This is a genomic window from Bradyrhizobium sp. Ec3.3, assembly GCF_000472925.1.
GTDB lineage: Bacteria > Pseudomonadota > Alphaproteobacteria > Rhizobiales > Xanthobacteraceae > Bradyrhizobium.
Genome location: NZ_AXAS01000064.1, coordinates 32974 through 47878, shown reverse-complemented (window position 1 = coordinate 47878; position 14905 = coordinate 32974). Strand labels below are relative to the sequence as shown.

Genomic DNA, 14905 nt, shown 5'->3' with positions numbered 1-14905 from the left:
GTAAATGAGGAGCGGCCCCGGCGCTTGGGGCTGGCAGAAACGCCAGGGCCGTCCACATGCACGGCCGCCGCCGTTCGCACCGAAATCACTATGTCGGGAAAGATAGGCAGGAACGAGATGTCTTAATCTGCTTCTGCGGATTTAAGCAACACCGCATGCAGGCGAGCGAGAGCTGACACGTTTTGTTCTTTTACAACCGACAAAGCACATTCAGGTTGTGTCCGCTGAGAACCAAAGAAGATCGAACGGGGGCTTGTTATCGGTTGGCTGGTTCTGTCTTCAAAAGCCGCACATAGGTTCGACTCTCGTACAGCTCGAGCCAGCCACGCTCGACTGCTACCTTGATGCCCGCACCGAACTCCGGGCCGGTGGCTTTAAGCGAGCAGAAGAATGGGGCGTTGATCCTCTCGATGTGGATGCGACCGTCCTGCACTGGTTCGATCCTTGCAGCGAGCTCGACCAGCTTGCGCGCTGCGGCTTCTGGGTTGGCGAAGGGACGTTCGGCGGTGAGCTTTCATGCAGCGGATGCACGGCGTTGTTTCGGACATTGAGCTTCCGCCCGGGCAAGGTCCTGCCACGCCAGAGCAACACGCAACCATTTCAAACGGTCGACCGGGCAGGTAGCGGCTACGGCGCAGCGCATCGCCTCTTCGGCCTCGGTTCGCGGATCAGCGTCTTGGCTCATCCTGCCCCTATAGCCGGTATAGTTTAACGGCTGAAGAACGCAGACGGCCGGGAAACTACGGCCGGTCTCCTATCTGAGCGCTCATCGGGCGCTGGGTAGTCAGCTAAGCAGCCGGGAAGGGATCTTCCTTCTCGCCGGTGGCGACGATCTTGAGCGCGCCGTCGGGGAGGGACCGCTGCAGCGCTTTGGCTTCGTCCCACGAGGCGCGCATCCACACGTCGCGTTCCTCCGCGGTCGTCAGGATGACCGGCATTGCCTTCGGGTGGACGCGTTTCACCTCGGCGTTGGGATCGCTTGTAAGGAAGCCGAACACGTCGGCGGTTACTTCACCTTCCTTGACCTTGCGCACGCTGGTCCAGTTCGTCCAGATGCCAGCGAAGGCGAGCAGGGGGCGGGTCTCGTCCTGTGCGAACCACACCGGGACCTTCTTGCCGTCGATCGTGTCGTACTCGGAAAACGACGTAAGCGGCACCAGGCAGCGGTTGTCAGGTGCAAGCCATCGCTTCCAATGTGCGCTGTTGACGTTGCGGATATTGGTCGTGCCGCTGTCCGGCTCCATGCGCAGCAACTCCTTGAAATCGACAGTCTGGCCCTTCGCTTCTAGCTTCTGCGCGCGCTTCTTCGTGGCGTCCATCAGCGCCCGTTGCGATGACGGCATGCCCCACCTTGCGATGACGATCTCTCGCCTGTCGGGTGCATTGCGAACGATCGGCGCAGGGTAGTCAGGAAAGATGCCCGGCATCGAGGGCAGGTTGCCGACGCGACTGTTGAGAGCGTTGAACAGCCGCCGGATCGCGTCGACGTTCTTAGTCATCGAGTAGAGATTGCACATGATCACGTCTCCGGCGTGGCGTGGCCGCTGCGCGAGCTGGAATAGGGGGCGGCGGGGCGATGACCGGCCTTAGCACATTTGCTGCATCGGAGCCTGCCGGCTAGGTCGTGGACGAAGGTCGTTGAGGCATGTGGCAGCGCGGCCAGATCGACGTCGCGCAGCGTCCTTCAGACGCGAGCACGAAATCGCGAACCATGGGTAGACTGGGTTTTTGATGGAAACCCCACCCGCGTAGAGGAATGGCGCGTTGATCTTCTCGATGTGAATGCGGTCGTCCTGGACGGGCTCGATGCCGGCGGCGATCTCGACCATCTTGCGCGCTGCGGCTTCAGGGTTGGCGAAGAGACGATCGGCGGTGAGCTTCATGCAGCCGCCAGGCGGTGGAAAGAGCGAATATGAGAATCTAGTGTGGGATTGGTGATTACCTCGCCGCAGAATCAGCGTGCAATCCCTTCTGGCCGCTGTGTGGAAGTGGCAGAACCAGGTCGTGCATTCGATCGTTCCAGGCCGTCCTGTCGCGCTGCCGGCGCCAAGCCTCGTAATCGGCCTCTGTGCGCGCGCTGCGCGAAGTGATGGACCGGAATCCCGTTGCAGGTGACCGTGAGCCAGCTGGGCGGATCTATGGCCAGCGCGGCAACGACTGGCAAATATTCGATTGCGGTAACTGAAAAACAGGAAGAGACTTTCACGGTCGGACCCAACAAGCTCCCACGGCTATCACCGAAGGAGGAGGGAATGACCGCTCACAAAAATTACGGATGGAAGCTGCCCACTGCCGCCCAACGTGAGGCGCAAAGGGTCTTCAAGGAAACTGATGCCAAAGTAGCGATGTCCGAGTATGAACGCATCCAAGCGGCGTTTCATGCAAACCGCGAGCGGTTAAAGGCTGAACGACTTGCTCGCGAGGCCGAAGCGGCGGCCCGGAAGCACAAAAACCTGATCACGGCCCACTCTCCGAATGTGCACGGCGGTCCGCGGCACCGCTGATACGAGCATTCAAAATTATCAATCGGAAAGGGCAGGCGCTTGCGACGTGCAAGCCGGCGGAGTGGTTCACTTTTCGCCCTCAACTCGATCTCGACCGGCCGGCGGATGGCCGCAGCGTCACCAGCTTGCGCCCATCTACCTTGATCGGATCTTCGAAAGGTCGCCCCCACCCCTCGGTCGTGTCGTGTTTCGATACCCCATCGCCGACTGTGCTGGCGCGTTCCAATTGAAGTCCAGTCGGATCTTGGCACCGCGTCGCCCGCAGGCCTTGCACACAAATCGCGGCTCGAGGTCCGATAGCCTCAGATCATCCGGCCACTGACCAGCGGTCAGAGCAACGTTATGGCGGCAGCGGCAGTCCGCGCAATAGACCAGAATGCCTTGGACGCCCATAGCGCGCATGTCGCCGTTTGAGCGGCAAGAGCGGCAGGATTGTTTGGCGGCCTCAGCCAGGATGACGAGCCCGAAGCACCGGGGGAAGACCATCTGATGGGCCGTGCGCCCTCTAGCTTCCGCGAGAACGACGTGAAACGGGCGCTGCGTGCCATCGAAGCTGCCGGCCAGAAAGCCGAATCCCTCGAGATCGAAGGCGACTGTCTCAAGATCAAGTTCCAGATCCAGAATGTCAATGGTGCCGACGAGGGCACCAGCGAAAACGGAATGAACGAGACCGACGAGTGGGATGAGAAATATGGCCAGCATTGAGCTTTGGCGCGTCAACAGCTTCCGTGATCGCCACGGCAAAATGCGACATTACTTTCGGCCGCCCGGACGTAAACCGGTTCCGTTGCCGGGGTTGCCCGGTTCCGACGAATTTATGGAGGCTTGTCAGACTGCACTAGGGGAATGCAAAGCGGCGCCTCCCACGATTGGCGAAAGCCGCACTCAGGCCGGAACGCTCGACGCAGCCATCGTTGTGTACTACGCGAGTCCGGATTTCAAGATCGGTCTCGCTGCTGTGACCCAGAGCAACCGCCGCGCCATCCTGGAGCGGTGGCGCACAGAGGACGGTGAGAAGCGATTCTCAGGGATCCGGTCGCATCATCTCTCCAATATGCTCGCGCCAAAGAAGCCGAACGTGCAGAAAAACTGGCTTAAGGCGATCCGGGGGCTGATGAAGTTCGGCAAAAAAATGAACTTGCGCTCCGACGATCCAGCGCAAGACATCGAGATCGTCAGGGCAGGAAAGAGCATGGGCCACATGACATGGCTCGAGCCTCATGTGACTCAGTATCGCGAGCACCACCCGATTGGCACGACGGCGCGACTGGCGCTTGAGCTTCTGCTCAACGTTGCGGGGCGGCGGCAGGACGCGCATGTGCTTGGCCATCAGCACATCAATCGCGATGCCAAGCTGTCATGGTGTCCGCAAAAAACCCGGCGCAGCACCGGCAAGAGGCTGACGATCTCCATCATGCCGGAGCTGCGGGCGGCGCTCGACGCGATGCCGAAGAGCGACGCGATGCCATTTCTGCTCACCGCGTACGGTCGGCCGTTCGCGTCCGCGGCGGCATTCGGCAACAAGTTCGCTGATTGGTGCAAGGAGGCCGGATTGCAGCCGGTCGTATGCGACGACGGCAGGGTTCGAAATTACCGCGCGCACGGTCTGCGCAAGGCGGCGCTGCGCGCGCTGGCGCATGCCGGATGTACCGGCTCCGAAATGATGAACGTGAGCGGTCACAGCTCGCTTCAACAGTTGCAGGAATACCTCGACGAGGTGGAGCAGGAACGACTGGCCGACGCGGCTCTCACCAAGTTAAGGGGCGCGAAGGCCAAAACCTGAACAGCGAGTTACAAACCGTGCTGACCCTGATTTACAAACCGGAGCCTAAGCGATTGAAATCGCAAGAGCTGCGTTCAAGGTTGGCGATCCCGGCAGGACTCGAACCTGCAACCCGCGGAGTAGAAATCCGCTACTCTATCCAGTTGAGCTACGGGACCGTCTGGACAGCCCCGGGGGATGGGGCCCGGCGACGTCTTAGCACGCCAAATATGAAAAATCCGCACGTCCGCCAAGTCCGGATCGAACCGTTTTCCCCGGTCGCGCGACCAAGCGAAGCGATGGACTCTTCTCGTCCCGTTCTGCCCAGCGACGCTCCAGACGTCGCACTCGCGTTCGGGACCCGGTCCACCGGCTGATTTTGTCCGGTGCTGCCATAGGCTGAGGCGGCGCCAGGGGCGGCACTTCGGAGGCCCACTCGGGCTTGCTTGCCAATGGCGCATGCGACGTTTTGCTATTCTGGTTCCATCGCCTTGAGTCTGTCACCTTTCCGCGCATTTCATCGCATACGCGGCGCTTGTCCGCGCTCCCGGGAGTCCATCATGATCGGTTTGGTTCGCGCCGTCACAATCTGCGCAACGCTGGCGCTCGGCCTGGTATCGGCGCAGGCCGCCGACAAGGCCTTCAAGCGCGACGATCTCGCTGATGCCGCGATCAAGCTGGAGGCCCAGATCAAGAGCGAGGCAGGGCCGGTCGCCAAGACCAACGCGACCCTGCGCACCGACGCGGATGCCGCCTTCCGGCGCAACGATGGCCGCAGCGGTCTTTCCATCCTCGGCCAGATCGCCGCCACCACGCCTGAGGATGCCGGCAACTGGCTGCGCCTTGCGAAGGTGATCTTCCAGATCGCGCCGAAGAGCTCGAGCGAGCAGACTTTTCTGCTCGAGCGCGCCTCGACCGCCGCTTACATAGCTTACATGCGCGCCGGCAATGCGGGCGAGGAGGCGGATGCGCTCGCGGTGCTCGGCAAGTCGCTCTCCGAGCGGCATTTGTTCCGGCCGGCGCTGGATGCGCTGCGGCTGTCGCTCGACATGCGGGAGGTTGCCGACGTCCGCGGGAGTTACGAGAAGCTGCGGGACGAGCATGGCTTCCGGCTGCTCGATTACACCGTCGATTCCGACTCGGCGAGCCCGCGCGCCTGCTTCCAGTTCTCCGAGGAATTGGCCAAGCGTACCGACTTCGCGCCGTTCCTGGCGCTCGCAGGGCAGGACAAGCCGGCGCTGTCGGCCGAGGGCAAGCAGCTCTGCGTCGATGGCCTCAAGCATGGCGAACGCTACAACGTCAACTTACGCGCCGGCCTGCCGTCAACGGTGAAGGAAGGGCTGCCGAAATCGGCCGAGTTCAACATCTATGTGCGCGACCGCAAGCCCTTTGTGCGGTTCACCAGCCGCGCCTATGTGCTGCCGCGGACCGGCCAGCGCGGCATTCCCGTGGTCAGCGTCAATACGCCGGCAGTCAACATCAACGTGTTCCGGATCGGTGACCGCAACCTGATCAACACGGTCGTCGACAGCGATTTTCAGAAAACGCTGTCGCGCTACCAGCTCTCCGATCTCGGCGGCGAGCGCGGCGTAAAGGTGTGGTCCGGCGAGCTCGCGACCGCGATGACGCTGAACCAGGACGTCACCACCGCATTCCCGGTCGACCAGGCACTCGGCGATCTCCAGCCCGGCGTGTACGTGATGACCGCCGCGGCCAAGGGGCCGGGCAGCGACGACGATTCCCAGCTCGCGACGCAGTGGTTCATCGTCTCGGATCTCGGCGTCACAGCCTATTCCGGCAATGACGGCATCCACGTCTTCATCAATTCGCTGGCCTCGACCGATCCGGTCGGCAAAGCCGAGGTGCGGCTGGTCGCCCGCAACAACGAGATTCTGGCGACCCGCAAGACCGACGATGCCGGCCATGTGCTGTTCGAGGCGGGGCTGGCGCGCGGCGAGGGCGGGCTGTCGCCGGCGCTTTTGACGGTCAACGGCGAGAAGACCGACTATGCCTTCCTCAGCCTCAAGACCAGCGCCTTCGATCTCACCGATCGCGGCGTGGCGGGACGCGCGGTGCCGGCCGGCGCCGATGCCTTCGTCTATGCCGAGCGTGGCGTCTACCGATCCAACGAGACCGTGTACCTGACTGCGCTGTTGCGCGACGGGCAGGGCAATGCCGTGACCGGCGGGCCGCTGACGCTGGTGATCGAGCGCCCCGACGGCGTCGAATTCCGCCGCGCCGTGCTGTCCGACCAGGGCGCCGGCGGCCGCACGCTCTCGGTTCCGCTCAACTCCGCGGTCCCGACCGGGACCTGGCGGGTGCGCGCCTTCACCGACCCGAAGGGCGCGTCGGTCGGCGAGACCACTTTCATGGTCGAGGATTACGTCCCGGATCGGATCGAATTCGATCTCACGTCCAAGGACAAGCTGATCAAGGCGAATGCTCCGGTCGAACTGAAGGTCGACGGCCATTTCCTCTATGGCGCGCCGGCCTCGGGCCTGCAGCTCGAAGGCGACATGCTGGTGGCGCCAGCCGACGAGCGGCCGGGCTTTGCCGGCTACCAGTTCGGCGTTGCCGACGAGGAGAGCACCAGCAACGAGCGCACGCCGCTCGAAAACCTCCCCGAGGCCGACGCCAACGGCGTCGCGACCTTCCCGGTCACGCTGGACAAGCAGCCGGCTTCGACCCGGCCGCAGGAGGCGCAGATCTTCGTGCGCATGGCGGAGACGGGCGGCCGCGCCGTCGAGCGCAAGCTCGTGCTGCCGGTCGCACCCGCGGCCGCGATGCTTGGCGTCAAGCCGCTGTTCGGCGACAGAAACGTTGCCGAGGGCGACAAGGCCGAGTTCGACGTGGTGTTCGTCTCGCCGGAGGGCAAGACGCTGCAGCGCGACGGACTGCGCTATGAGCTCCTCAAGACGGAGTCGCGCTACCAGTGGTATCGCCAGAACAATTACTGGGAGTACGAGCCGGTCAAGTCGACCTCGCGCGTCGCTGACGGCGATCTCACCATTACCGCCGACAAGCCGTCGCGCATTTCGCTGAACCCACGGCCGGGACGCTACCGGCTGGACGTGAAGTCGAACGACGCGGACGGTCCGGTGACGTCGGTGCAGTTCGATGTCGGCTGGTATTCGGACGGCAGCGCCGACACACCCGACCTTCTGGAGACCTCGATCGACAAGCCGCAATACGCCTCCGGCGACACCATGACGGTGTCGGTGAACGTGCGTAGCGCCGGCAAGCTCACCATCAACGTGCTGGGCGATCGCCTGCTGACGACGCAGACCGTCGACGTCAAGGAAGGTACAGCGCAGGTCAAGATCCCCGTCGGCAACGACTGGGGCACCGGCGCCTACGTGGTGGCGACTTTGCGCCGGCCGCTCGATGCGGCGGCCCAGCGCATGCCTGGCCGGGCAATCGGGCTGAAGTGGTTCGGCATCGACAAGCAGACGCGCACGCTCGCCGTGAAGCTGACGCCGTCGGCGCTGATCCGGCCGAATTCGATGCTGAAGATCCCGGTGAAGCTCGACGGGCTCAACCCGGGCGAGGATGCCAAGATCGTCATCGCGGCGGTCGATGTCGGCATTCTCAACCTCACCAACTACAGGCCGCCGGCTCCGGACGACTACTATCTTGGCCAGCGCCGCCTGACCGCCGAGATCCGCGATGTCTACGGCCAGCTCATCGACGGCATGTCGGGCACGCGCGGCCAGATCAAGTCCGGCGGCGACGCGGGCGGAGCCGAGCTGCAGGGCTCGCCGCCCATACAAAAGCCGCTTGCGCTCTATTCGGGCATTGTCACGGTTGCCGCTGATGGCACCGCGGAAGTGAGCTTCGACATCCCGGAGTTCGCCGGCACCGCGCGCGTCATGGCGGTGGCGTGGACCGCGACAAAGCTTGGCCGTGCCAATACCGACGTCGTGATCCGCGATCCCGTGGTGCTGACGGCGACCCTGCCGCGCTTCCTGCTCAATGGCGACCACGGCACGGTCAATCTCGAGATCGACAATGTCGAGGGCCAGGCCGGCGACTACACGATCAACGTGAAAACGGGCGGCCCGGTGAAGATGACCGGCAATCCCGCAACCACGATCAAGCTCGCCGCCAAGCAGCGCAACTCGTTCTCGCTCGCGCTCGATGCGACCGCGGCGGGGCAGGCGACGCTCGACGTCGACATCAAGGGGCCGAACGGACTGGCGCTCGCGCGGCACTACGCGCTCGACGTCAAGGCGGCGACGCAGGTACTGGCGCGCCGCTCGATCCGCACCCTGGCGAAGGGCGAGAGCCTGACGCTGACCTCGGACATGTTCTCGGACCTCGTGCCGGGCACGGGCAGCGTCTCGGTCTCGGCGAGCCTGTCGACCGCGCTCGACGCCGCGACGATCCTCAAGGCGCTCGATCGTTATCCCTATGGCTGTTCGGAGCAGATCACGAGCCGCGCCATGCCGCTGCTCTACGTCAACGAGCTCGCGGCCGGCGCCCATCTTGCGATGGACACCGAGGTCGATGAGCGCATCCGCGACGCGATCGAGCGGTTGCTGGCCCGCCAGGGCTCGAACGGCTCGTTCGGGCTGTGGTCGGCCGGTGGCGACGACGCCTGGTTGGATGCCTACGTGACGGACTTCCTCAGCCGCGCCCGTGAAAAAGGCTTTGTGGTGCCGGACGTGCTGTTCAAGAACGCGCTCGACCGCATCCGCAACTCCGTCGTCAACGCCAACGAGCCTGAGAAGGACGGCGGCCGCGATCTCGCCTACGGCCTCTATGTGCTCGCGCGCAACGGCGCTGCCCCCATCGGCGATCTCCGCTATCTCGCCGATACCAAGCTGAACAACCTGGCGACGCCGATCGCCAAATCACAGCTTGCGGCGGCGCTCGCGCTGGTCGGCGACCGCAACCGCGCGGAGCGGGTCTATGGTGCCGCGCTCGACTCGCTCGCGCCAAAGCCGGTGCTGGAGTTCGGCCGCAGCGATTACGGCTCGCAGCTTCGCGATGCCGCAGCATTCGTCTCGCTCGCCAGCGAGGGCAACGCGCCGAAGGCGACGCTGACGCAGGCCGTGTCCCGTGTCGAGACCGCGCGCGGACTGACGCCCTACACCTCGACGCAGGAGAATGCGTGGCTGGTGCTGGCGGCGCGGGCACTGGCGAAGGAAAACCTGTCGCTCGATGTCGACGGCCAGCCGGTCAAGACCGCGCTGTACCGCAGCTACAAGGGGGCGACGCTGGAAGGCAAGCCGCTGAAGATCACCAACACGGGTGATGCTCCGATACAGGCCGTGGTCTCGGTATCAGGCTCGCCTGTCACGCCGGAACCTGCGGCTTCAAGCGGCTTCAAGATCGAGCGCAGCTATTTCACGCTCGACGGCAAGCCTGCCGACATCAGCAAGGTCAAACAGAACGATCGCTTCGCTGTGGTGTTGAAGATCACCGAGGCCAAGCCCGAGTACGGGCACATCATGGTGTCCGACTATCTGCCGGCGGGTCTCGAGATCGACAATCCGAAGCTGGTGTCGTCGGGCGACAGCGGCACGCTGGACTGGATCGAGGATGGTGTGGAGCCGGAGGATACCGAGTTCCGCGACGACCGATTCACCGCTGCGGTCGACCGGGCCTCGGACGCCAAGTCGGTCTTCACCGTCGCCTATATCGTGCGCGCGGTCTCGCCCGGCAAATACGTGCTGCCGCAGGCCTATGTCGAGGACATGTACAATCCCTCGCGATATGGCCGCACGGGGACTGGGTCGGTTGAGGTGCGCGCGGCGAAGTGAGTGTGGATGAGATGAGCGAGGTGGACGTTTCTTGTCATTCCGGGGCGGCTCCAAGAGCCGAACCCGGAATCTCGAGATTCCCCGAAGCGCAATTGCGCTCGGAGGTCTGGTCCTTCGGACCATCCCGGAATGACGGCAGGGAGGGCGGGCGCGGAATCACGCATGTCCTCTCTGCCCTCGCGCTGACGCTCATCCTCACCATCTGCGCCTTCGTCGCCTGGGCCATCTCCCTCGGCCCGCTGCCGCTCGACGAGGCGCGCCAGGTCTCCACCACCATCGTCGATCGCAACGGAAAACTCCTGCGCGCCTATGCGATGGCCGACGGGCGCTGGCGGTTGCCGGTCGAGACCAAGGCGAACGTCGATCCGACTTATGTGAAGCTGCTGCTCGCCTATGAGGACCAGCGCTTCTACGCGCATGACGGCGTCGATCCGCTCGCGCTCGCGCGCGCTGCGATCCAGCTTGGGACGCGCGGCCACATCGTTTCGGGCGGCTCGACCATCACGATGCAGCTGGCGCGGCTGATGGAGCCGCGGCGGCAGCGCTCGCTCCATGCGAAGCTGCGGCAGATCGTGCGCGCCATCGAACTCGAGCGTAGCCTGAGCAAGGACCAGATCCTCGATCTCTATCTCGCGCTGGCGCCCTATGGCGGCAATCTCGAGGGCATCCGTGCAGCGTCCATCGCCTATCTCGGCAAGGAGCCGAAGCGGCTGTCGCTCGCTGAAGCCGCGCTTCTGGTCGCATTGCCGCAATCACCGGAAACACGCCGGCTCGATCGCTATCCCGAGGCTGCGCGCAAGGCGCGCGACCGCGTGCTCGACCGCATGGTCGAGGAGCATCAGATCAGCGCTGATGACGCGAAACAGGCGAAGGCTGTGCCCGTGCCGAAGCTGCGCAAGCCGATGCCGATCCTGGCGTCGCATGCGTCCGATACCGCGCTTTCAACCGTCAAGGATACGACGGTCATCAAGCTGACGCTGGATGCCAATCTCCAGAAGGTGCTGGAGCCGCTCGCGCGCGACCGCGCCATTGCGCTGGGTGCAAACATCTCGGTCGGCATCATCGTCGTCGACAATGAGAGCGGCGACGTGCTGGCGCGCGTCGGCTCCGCCGACTATTTCGACGAGAGCCGGGCAGGGCAGGTCGACATGACCCGCGCCCTGCGCTCGCCGGGCTCGACGCTGAAGCCGTTCATCTATGGCCTCGCTTTCGAGGACGGCTTCGTCCACCCCGACAGCCTGATCGACGATCGCCCGGTCCGCTTCGGCTCCTACGCGCCGGAAAATTTCGACATGACGTTCCAGGGCACGGTGCCGGTCAAGAAGGCGCTGCAGATGTCGCTGAACGTGCCGGCGATCGTGCTGCTCGACCGTGTCGGTTCCAGCCGCCTGGCCTCGCGGCTGCGGCAGGCCGGCGGCAATCTGGTGCTCCCTAAGGACGAGGCGCCGGGTCTTGCCATGGGCCTCGGCGGTGTCGGCGTCACGCTTCAGGATCTCGCGCAGCTCTATTCGGGCATCGCCAGGCTCGGAACCACGCGCCCGCTGCACGAGGTCATGACCGACACGGACGCGCGCGAGCCGCTGCGGCTGCTCGACCAGGTCGCGGCCTGGCAGGTCGGCAACGTGCTCCTTGGTACGCCGCCCCCCGAAAATGCCGCCCACAATCGCATCGCCTTCAAGACCGGGACCTCCTACGGCTATCGCGATGCCTGGTCGGTCGGCTTCGACGGCCGCATGACCATCGCCGTCTGGGTCGGCCGTCCCGACGGCGCGCCGGTTCCCGGCCTGATCGGCCGCGTGGCAGCGGCGCCCATCCTGTTCGATGCCTTCGCCCGGAGCGGAAAGTTGCCGGTTCCGTTGCCCAAGCCACCGAAGGGAACCCTGGTCGCCAGTAACGCCAAGCTGCCGTTACCCCTGAGGCGGTTCCGTCCCGTCGGGGAACTCGTCCGCACTGGCGGCGAGCAGGCGCCCCACATCCAGTTTCCCCTGAACGGTTCCCGGATCGACGTCGAACGCTCGGCGGGTAGCGAGGCTGCCACCATGCCTGTGAAGGTCGCCGGCGGCGTTCCGCCCATGACCATACTGGTCAACGGCACCGCGCTCGGCGAGATCGACGGACGGCGCCAGCGGCTGATCGATCCGCCCGGGCCGGGCTTTGCGCGGCTGACCGTGATCGACGCCACGGGCGCCGCCGACACAGTTGTCATTCGAATTCAATGATCCCGGCTTAAGCGGTTGTAGGGGTGGCGGTTTCAGCGTATGCGGAACCAATGGTCGAGACCTATGCCCGCCCCCGTTTCGGAGAGCCGCGCGAGCCGAAAACCCCCGTAAATCCGGGCAACCGGTTCGTGCGCGTGATCGATGCCGTCACCGGCAGCCACGCCCGCGCAATCGGCTTCCTGCTGCTCTGCGCGCTGCTTCTGCTCTTGCCCGGCTTCTTCACGATTCCGCCCGTCGATCGCGACGAGGCGCGCTTTGCGCAGGCGACCAAACAGATGGTCGAGACCGGCGACTATGTCGACATCCGCTTCCAGGACGACGTCCGCTACAAGAAGCCGGTCGGCATCTACTGGCTGCAAGCGGCCGCCGTTCACACCGCGTCCGCGCTCGGTCTGCCGCGCGCCCAGTTGCGAATCTGGGTCTACCGGGTGCCGTCACTCATCGGCGCGATCGGTGCGGTGCTTATGACCTATTGGACCGCGCTCGGCTTCGTCACGCGCCGCGCCGCCGTGCTCGCGGCGCTGGTGATGTGCGCGTCCGTGCTGCTCGGCGTCGAGGCGCGGCTTGCCAAGACCGACGCCGTGCTGCTCTTCACCGTGGTTGCGGCGATGGGCGCGATGGGGCGGGTTTATCTCGCCTGGCAGCGCGGCGAGGACGAGGCGCATCCGCCATGGAGCTATCCCGCGATCTTCTGGACCGCGATCGCCGTCGGCATCCTGATCAAGGGGCCGCTGATCCTGATGTTCGCCGCGCTCACCATCATCGTGCTGGCGATCCAGGACCGCGACGCATCCTGGCTGTGGCGGCTGCGCCCGCTCTGGGGCCTGATGTCGGTGCTGGTGCTGGTGCTGCCCTGGTTCATCGCGATCTTCTGGCGTGCGGGCGATGCGTTCTTCGCCGATTCCGTCGGCGGCGACATGTTGAGCAAGCTGGGCGCCCAGGAATCCCATGGCGCGCCGCCCGGACTCTATCTGGTCCTGTTCTGGATCACCTTCTGGCCGGGCGCGCCGCTTGCGGCGATGGCGGCGCCGGCGGTGTGGCGGGCCCGGCGCGAGCCCGGCGCGCAATATCTGCTGGCGTGGCTGATCCCATCCTGGATCGTGTTCGAGGCGGTGCTGACCAAGCTGCCGCACTACGTGCTGCCGCTCTATCCGGCGATCGCGATCCTCACGGCCGGCGCCCTGGAGCGGCGCGTGCTGTCGCGCTCCTGGCTGATGCGCGGCTCGGCCTGGTGGTTCGCAATCCCTGCGCTCGGCTCGATCGCGGCGGTCGTCGGCGCCGTCATGCTGACGCGCCAGCCGGCTTTCGCCGCCTGGCCGTTCATCGCGGCGTCGTTGATCTTCGGCCTGTTCGCCTGGTGGCTCTACGACAATAACCGCGCCGAACGCTCGCTGCTCAACGCGCTGGTTGCGGCGCTGATGCTGGCGGTCGTGCTCTGGGGCCTGGTCCTGCCGTCGCTGACGCCGCTGTTTCCGAGCGTCGAGATCGCGCGCGAATTGCGCAACGTGCGCTGCGTCGGCCCGAAGGCGGCCTCCGCCGGCTATCACGAGCCGAGCCTGGTCTTCCTGACGGGGACGTCGACGCTGCTGACCGACGGCTCGGGTGCCGCCGATTTCCTCAAGCAGGGAAGCTGCCGCTTTGCGTTCATCGAGCAGCGTTCCGAGCGCAGCTTCGTCCAGCGTGCCGAGGCGATCGGGCTGCGCTACCGCGTCGGCTCGCGCATCGACGGCTACAACTTCTCGCAAGGGCGCGCGATCTCGATCGCGATCTTCCGCTCGGAGGGCTCGGAATAGGATGCCCGGTGAAATCGCACATCGATCGAGCTACGGCGCGCAATTGCTGACGGTCTCAGGCCACGCGCTGACGCAGCTCGTCCGCGCTCCCTCGCATTCGCGGCGCGCGGAGGCGGCGCGCCGGCTGGCGCGGCATTCGCTCTGGCTGAGTGTTGCGGGCGCGGCCCTGATCATCGCGCTGATGGTCGCGTTCGATATGAGCGAGATCCAGATGATGCCCGCGCGCGGCACGCCGGGCCTGTGGCCGATCAAGATCCTCACCGATTTCGGCAAGGACGAGTATGTGCTGACGACGCTCGCCGCTGCGCTGGTGGTCGTGGCGCTGGTCGCAGCCGCCCGGCACGGCACCTCGCGCGCGCTGCTGCTCGGCTTCGGCACGCGGTTGCAATTCATCTTCTTTTCCGTGCTGTTCTCAGTGCTGGTCGGCGAGGTCCTGAAATACGTCATTGGCCGCGGCCGGCCCTTCGTCGGCGGCAAGGCCAACGCCTTCAACTTCATTCCCTTCAATGGAACGGAAGCCCATGCGAGCCTTCCTTCCGGCCATGCAGTGACGGCGTTCGCGCTGGCCTTTGCGGTGAGCGCGCTGTGGCCCAGGCTGCGCGTGTTCATGTTCACCTATGCCGTCGTGATCCTGCTGACGCGGCTGGTGCTGCTCGCCCATCATCCGAGTGACGTCGTTGCCGGCGCCCTGGTCGGCATCGTCGGCACCATGGCGGTGCGCTACTGGTTTGCGGCGCGCCGGCTCGGCTTCGCCATCGGCAGCGACGGGGTGATCGTGGCGCTTCCGGGGCCGGTGTTCGGCCGCCTCAAAAGGGTTGCCCGCGGGGCATCCGCCCCATAAAAGCGGCTGCCTGCCGACCGG

General features: G+C 65.0%; 10 protein-coding genes and 1 tRNA gene. 8 read left to right on the top strand and 3 right to left on the bottom strand.

The window, feature by feature from the left end; all coding sequences use genetic code 11:
• Positions 1–253 precede the first annotated feature (253 nt).
• Positions 254–712, top strand: coding sequence for a hypothetical protein (locus YUU_RS62935; RefSeq protein ID WP_156944750.1), 459 nt, complete (start codon positions 254–256; stop codon positions 710–712).
• A gap of 76 nt (positions 713–788) precedes the next feature.
• Here the strand turns inward: YUU_RS62935 and YUU_RS0138475 are convergent, their stop codons facing one another.
• Together YUU_RS0138475 and YUU_RS61685 are read right to left on the bottom strand one after the other, a co-directional pair.
• Positions 789–1517 (bottom strand): SOS response-associated peptidase, encoded by a 729-nt coding sequence (locus YUU_RS0138475; protein ID WP_027527078.1) that lies wholly within the window; start codon positions 1515–1517, stop codon positions 789–791.
• A 69-nt stretch (positions 1518–1586) separates the two neighbouring features.
• A complete protein-coding gene (locus tag YUU_RS61685; protein ID WP_035664535.1) occupies positions 1587–1883 on the bottom strand; it encodes a hypothetical protein in 297 nt (98 codons plus the stop codon).
• Positions 1884–2117: 234 nt separating this feature from the next.
• Between YUU_RS61685 and YUU_RS53130 the strand changes: the two genes are divergently transcribed.
• From YUU_RS53130 to YUU_RS0138455, 3 genes are all read left to right on the top strand, one after another.
• Positions 2118–2504: a hypothetical protein gene (locus YUU_RS53130; RefSeq protein ID WP_371260557.1), complete on the top strand. Its 387-nt coding sequence runs from the start codon at positions 2118–2120 to the stop codon at positions 2502–2504.
• A gap of 432 nt (positions 2505–2936) precedes the next feature.
• The gene (locus tag YUU_RS0138460; RefSeq protein WP_027527077.1) at positions 2937–3209 is read left to right on the top strand and encodes a hypothetical protein; all 273 of its coding nucleotides are present in this window, start codon (positions 2937–2939) and stop codon (positions 3207–3209) included.
• Positions 3196–4287, top strand: coding sequence for a tyrosine-type recombinase/integrase (locus YUU_RS0138455; RefSeq protein WP_198031905.1), 1092 nt, complete (start codon positions 3196–3198; stop codon positions 4285–4287). Before YUU_RS0138460 ends, YUU_RS0138455 begins: the two co-directional genes overlap by 14 nt.
• An 81-nt stretch (positions 4288–4368) precedes the next feature.
• Here the strand turns inward: YUU_RS0138455 and YUU_RS0138450 are convergent.
• A tRNA-Arg gene (locus tag YUU_RS0138450) sits at positions 4369–4445 on the bottom strand.
• A 381-nt stretch (positions 4446–4826) separates the two neighbouring features.
• Between YUU_RS0138450 and YUU_RS0138445 the strand changes: the two genes are divergently transcribed.
• The 4 genes from YUU_RS0138445 to YUU_RS0138430 are packed head-to-tail and all read left to right on the top strand — an operon-like array spanning position 4827 to position 14884.
• The gene (locus YUU_RS0138445) at positions 4827–10031 is read left to right on the top strand and encodes an alpha-2-macroglobulin (protein ID WP_027527075.1); all 5205 of its coding nucleotides are present in this window, start codon (positions 4827–4829) and stop codon (positions 10029–10031) included.
• Positions 10032–10042: 11 nt separating this feature from the next.
• Positions 10043–12250: a penicillin-binding protein 1C gene (gene pbpC, locus YUU_RS0138440; RefSeq protein WP_035664540.1), complete on the top strand. Its 2208-nt coding sequence runs from the start codon at positions 10043–10045 to the stop codon at positions 12248–12250.
• Between the two features lie 50 nt (positions 12251–12300).
• Positions 12301–14043 (top strand): glycosyltransferase family 39 protein, encoded by a 1743-nt coding sequence (locus tag YUU_RS0138435; protein WP_027527073.1) that lies wholly within the window; start codon positions 12301–12303, stop codon positions 14041–14043.
• A 1-nt stretch (position 14044) separates the two neighbouring features.
• On the top strand, positions 14045–14884 hold the full coding sequence (locus YUU_RS0138430) for a phosphatase PAP2 family protein (RefSeq protein WP_027527072.1): 840 nt from the start codon (positions 14045–14047) through the stop codon (positions 14882–14884).
• Positions 14885–14905 lie beyond the last annotated feature (21 nt).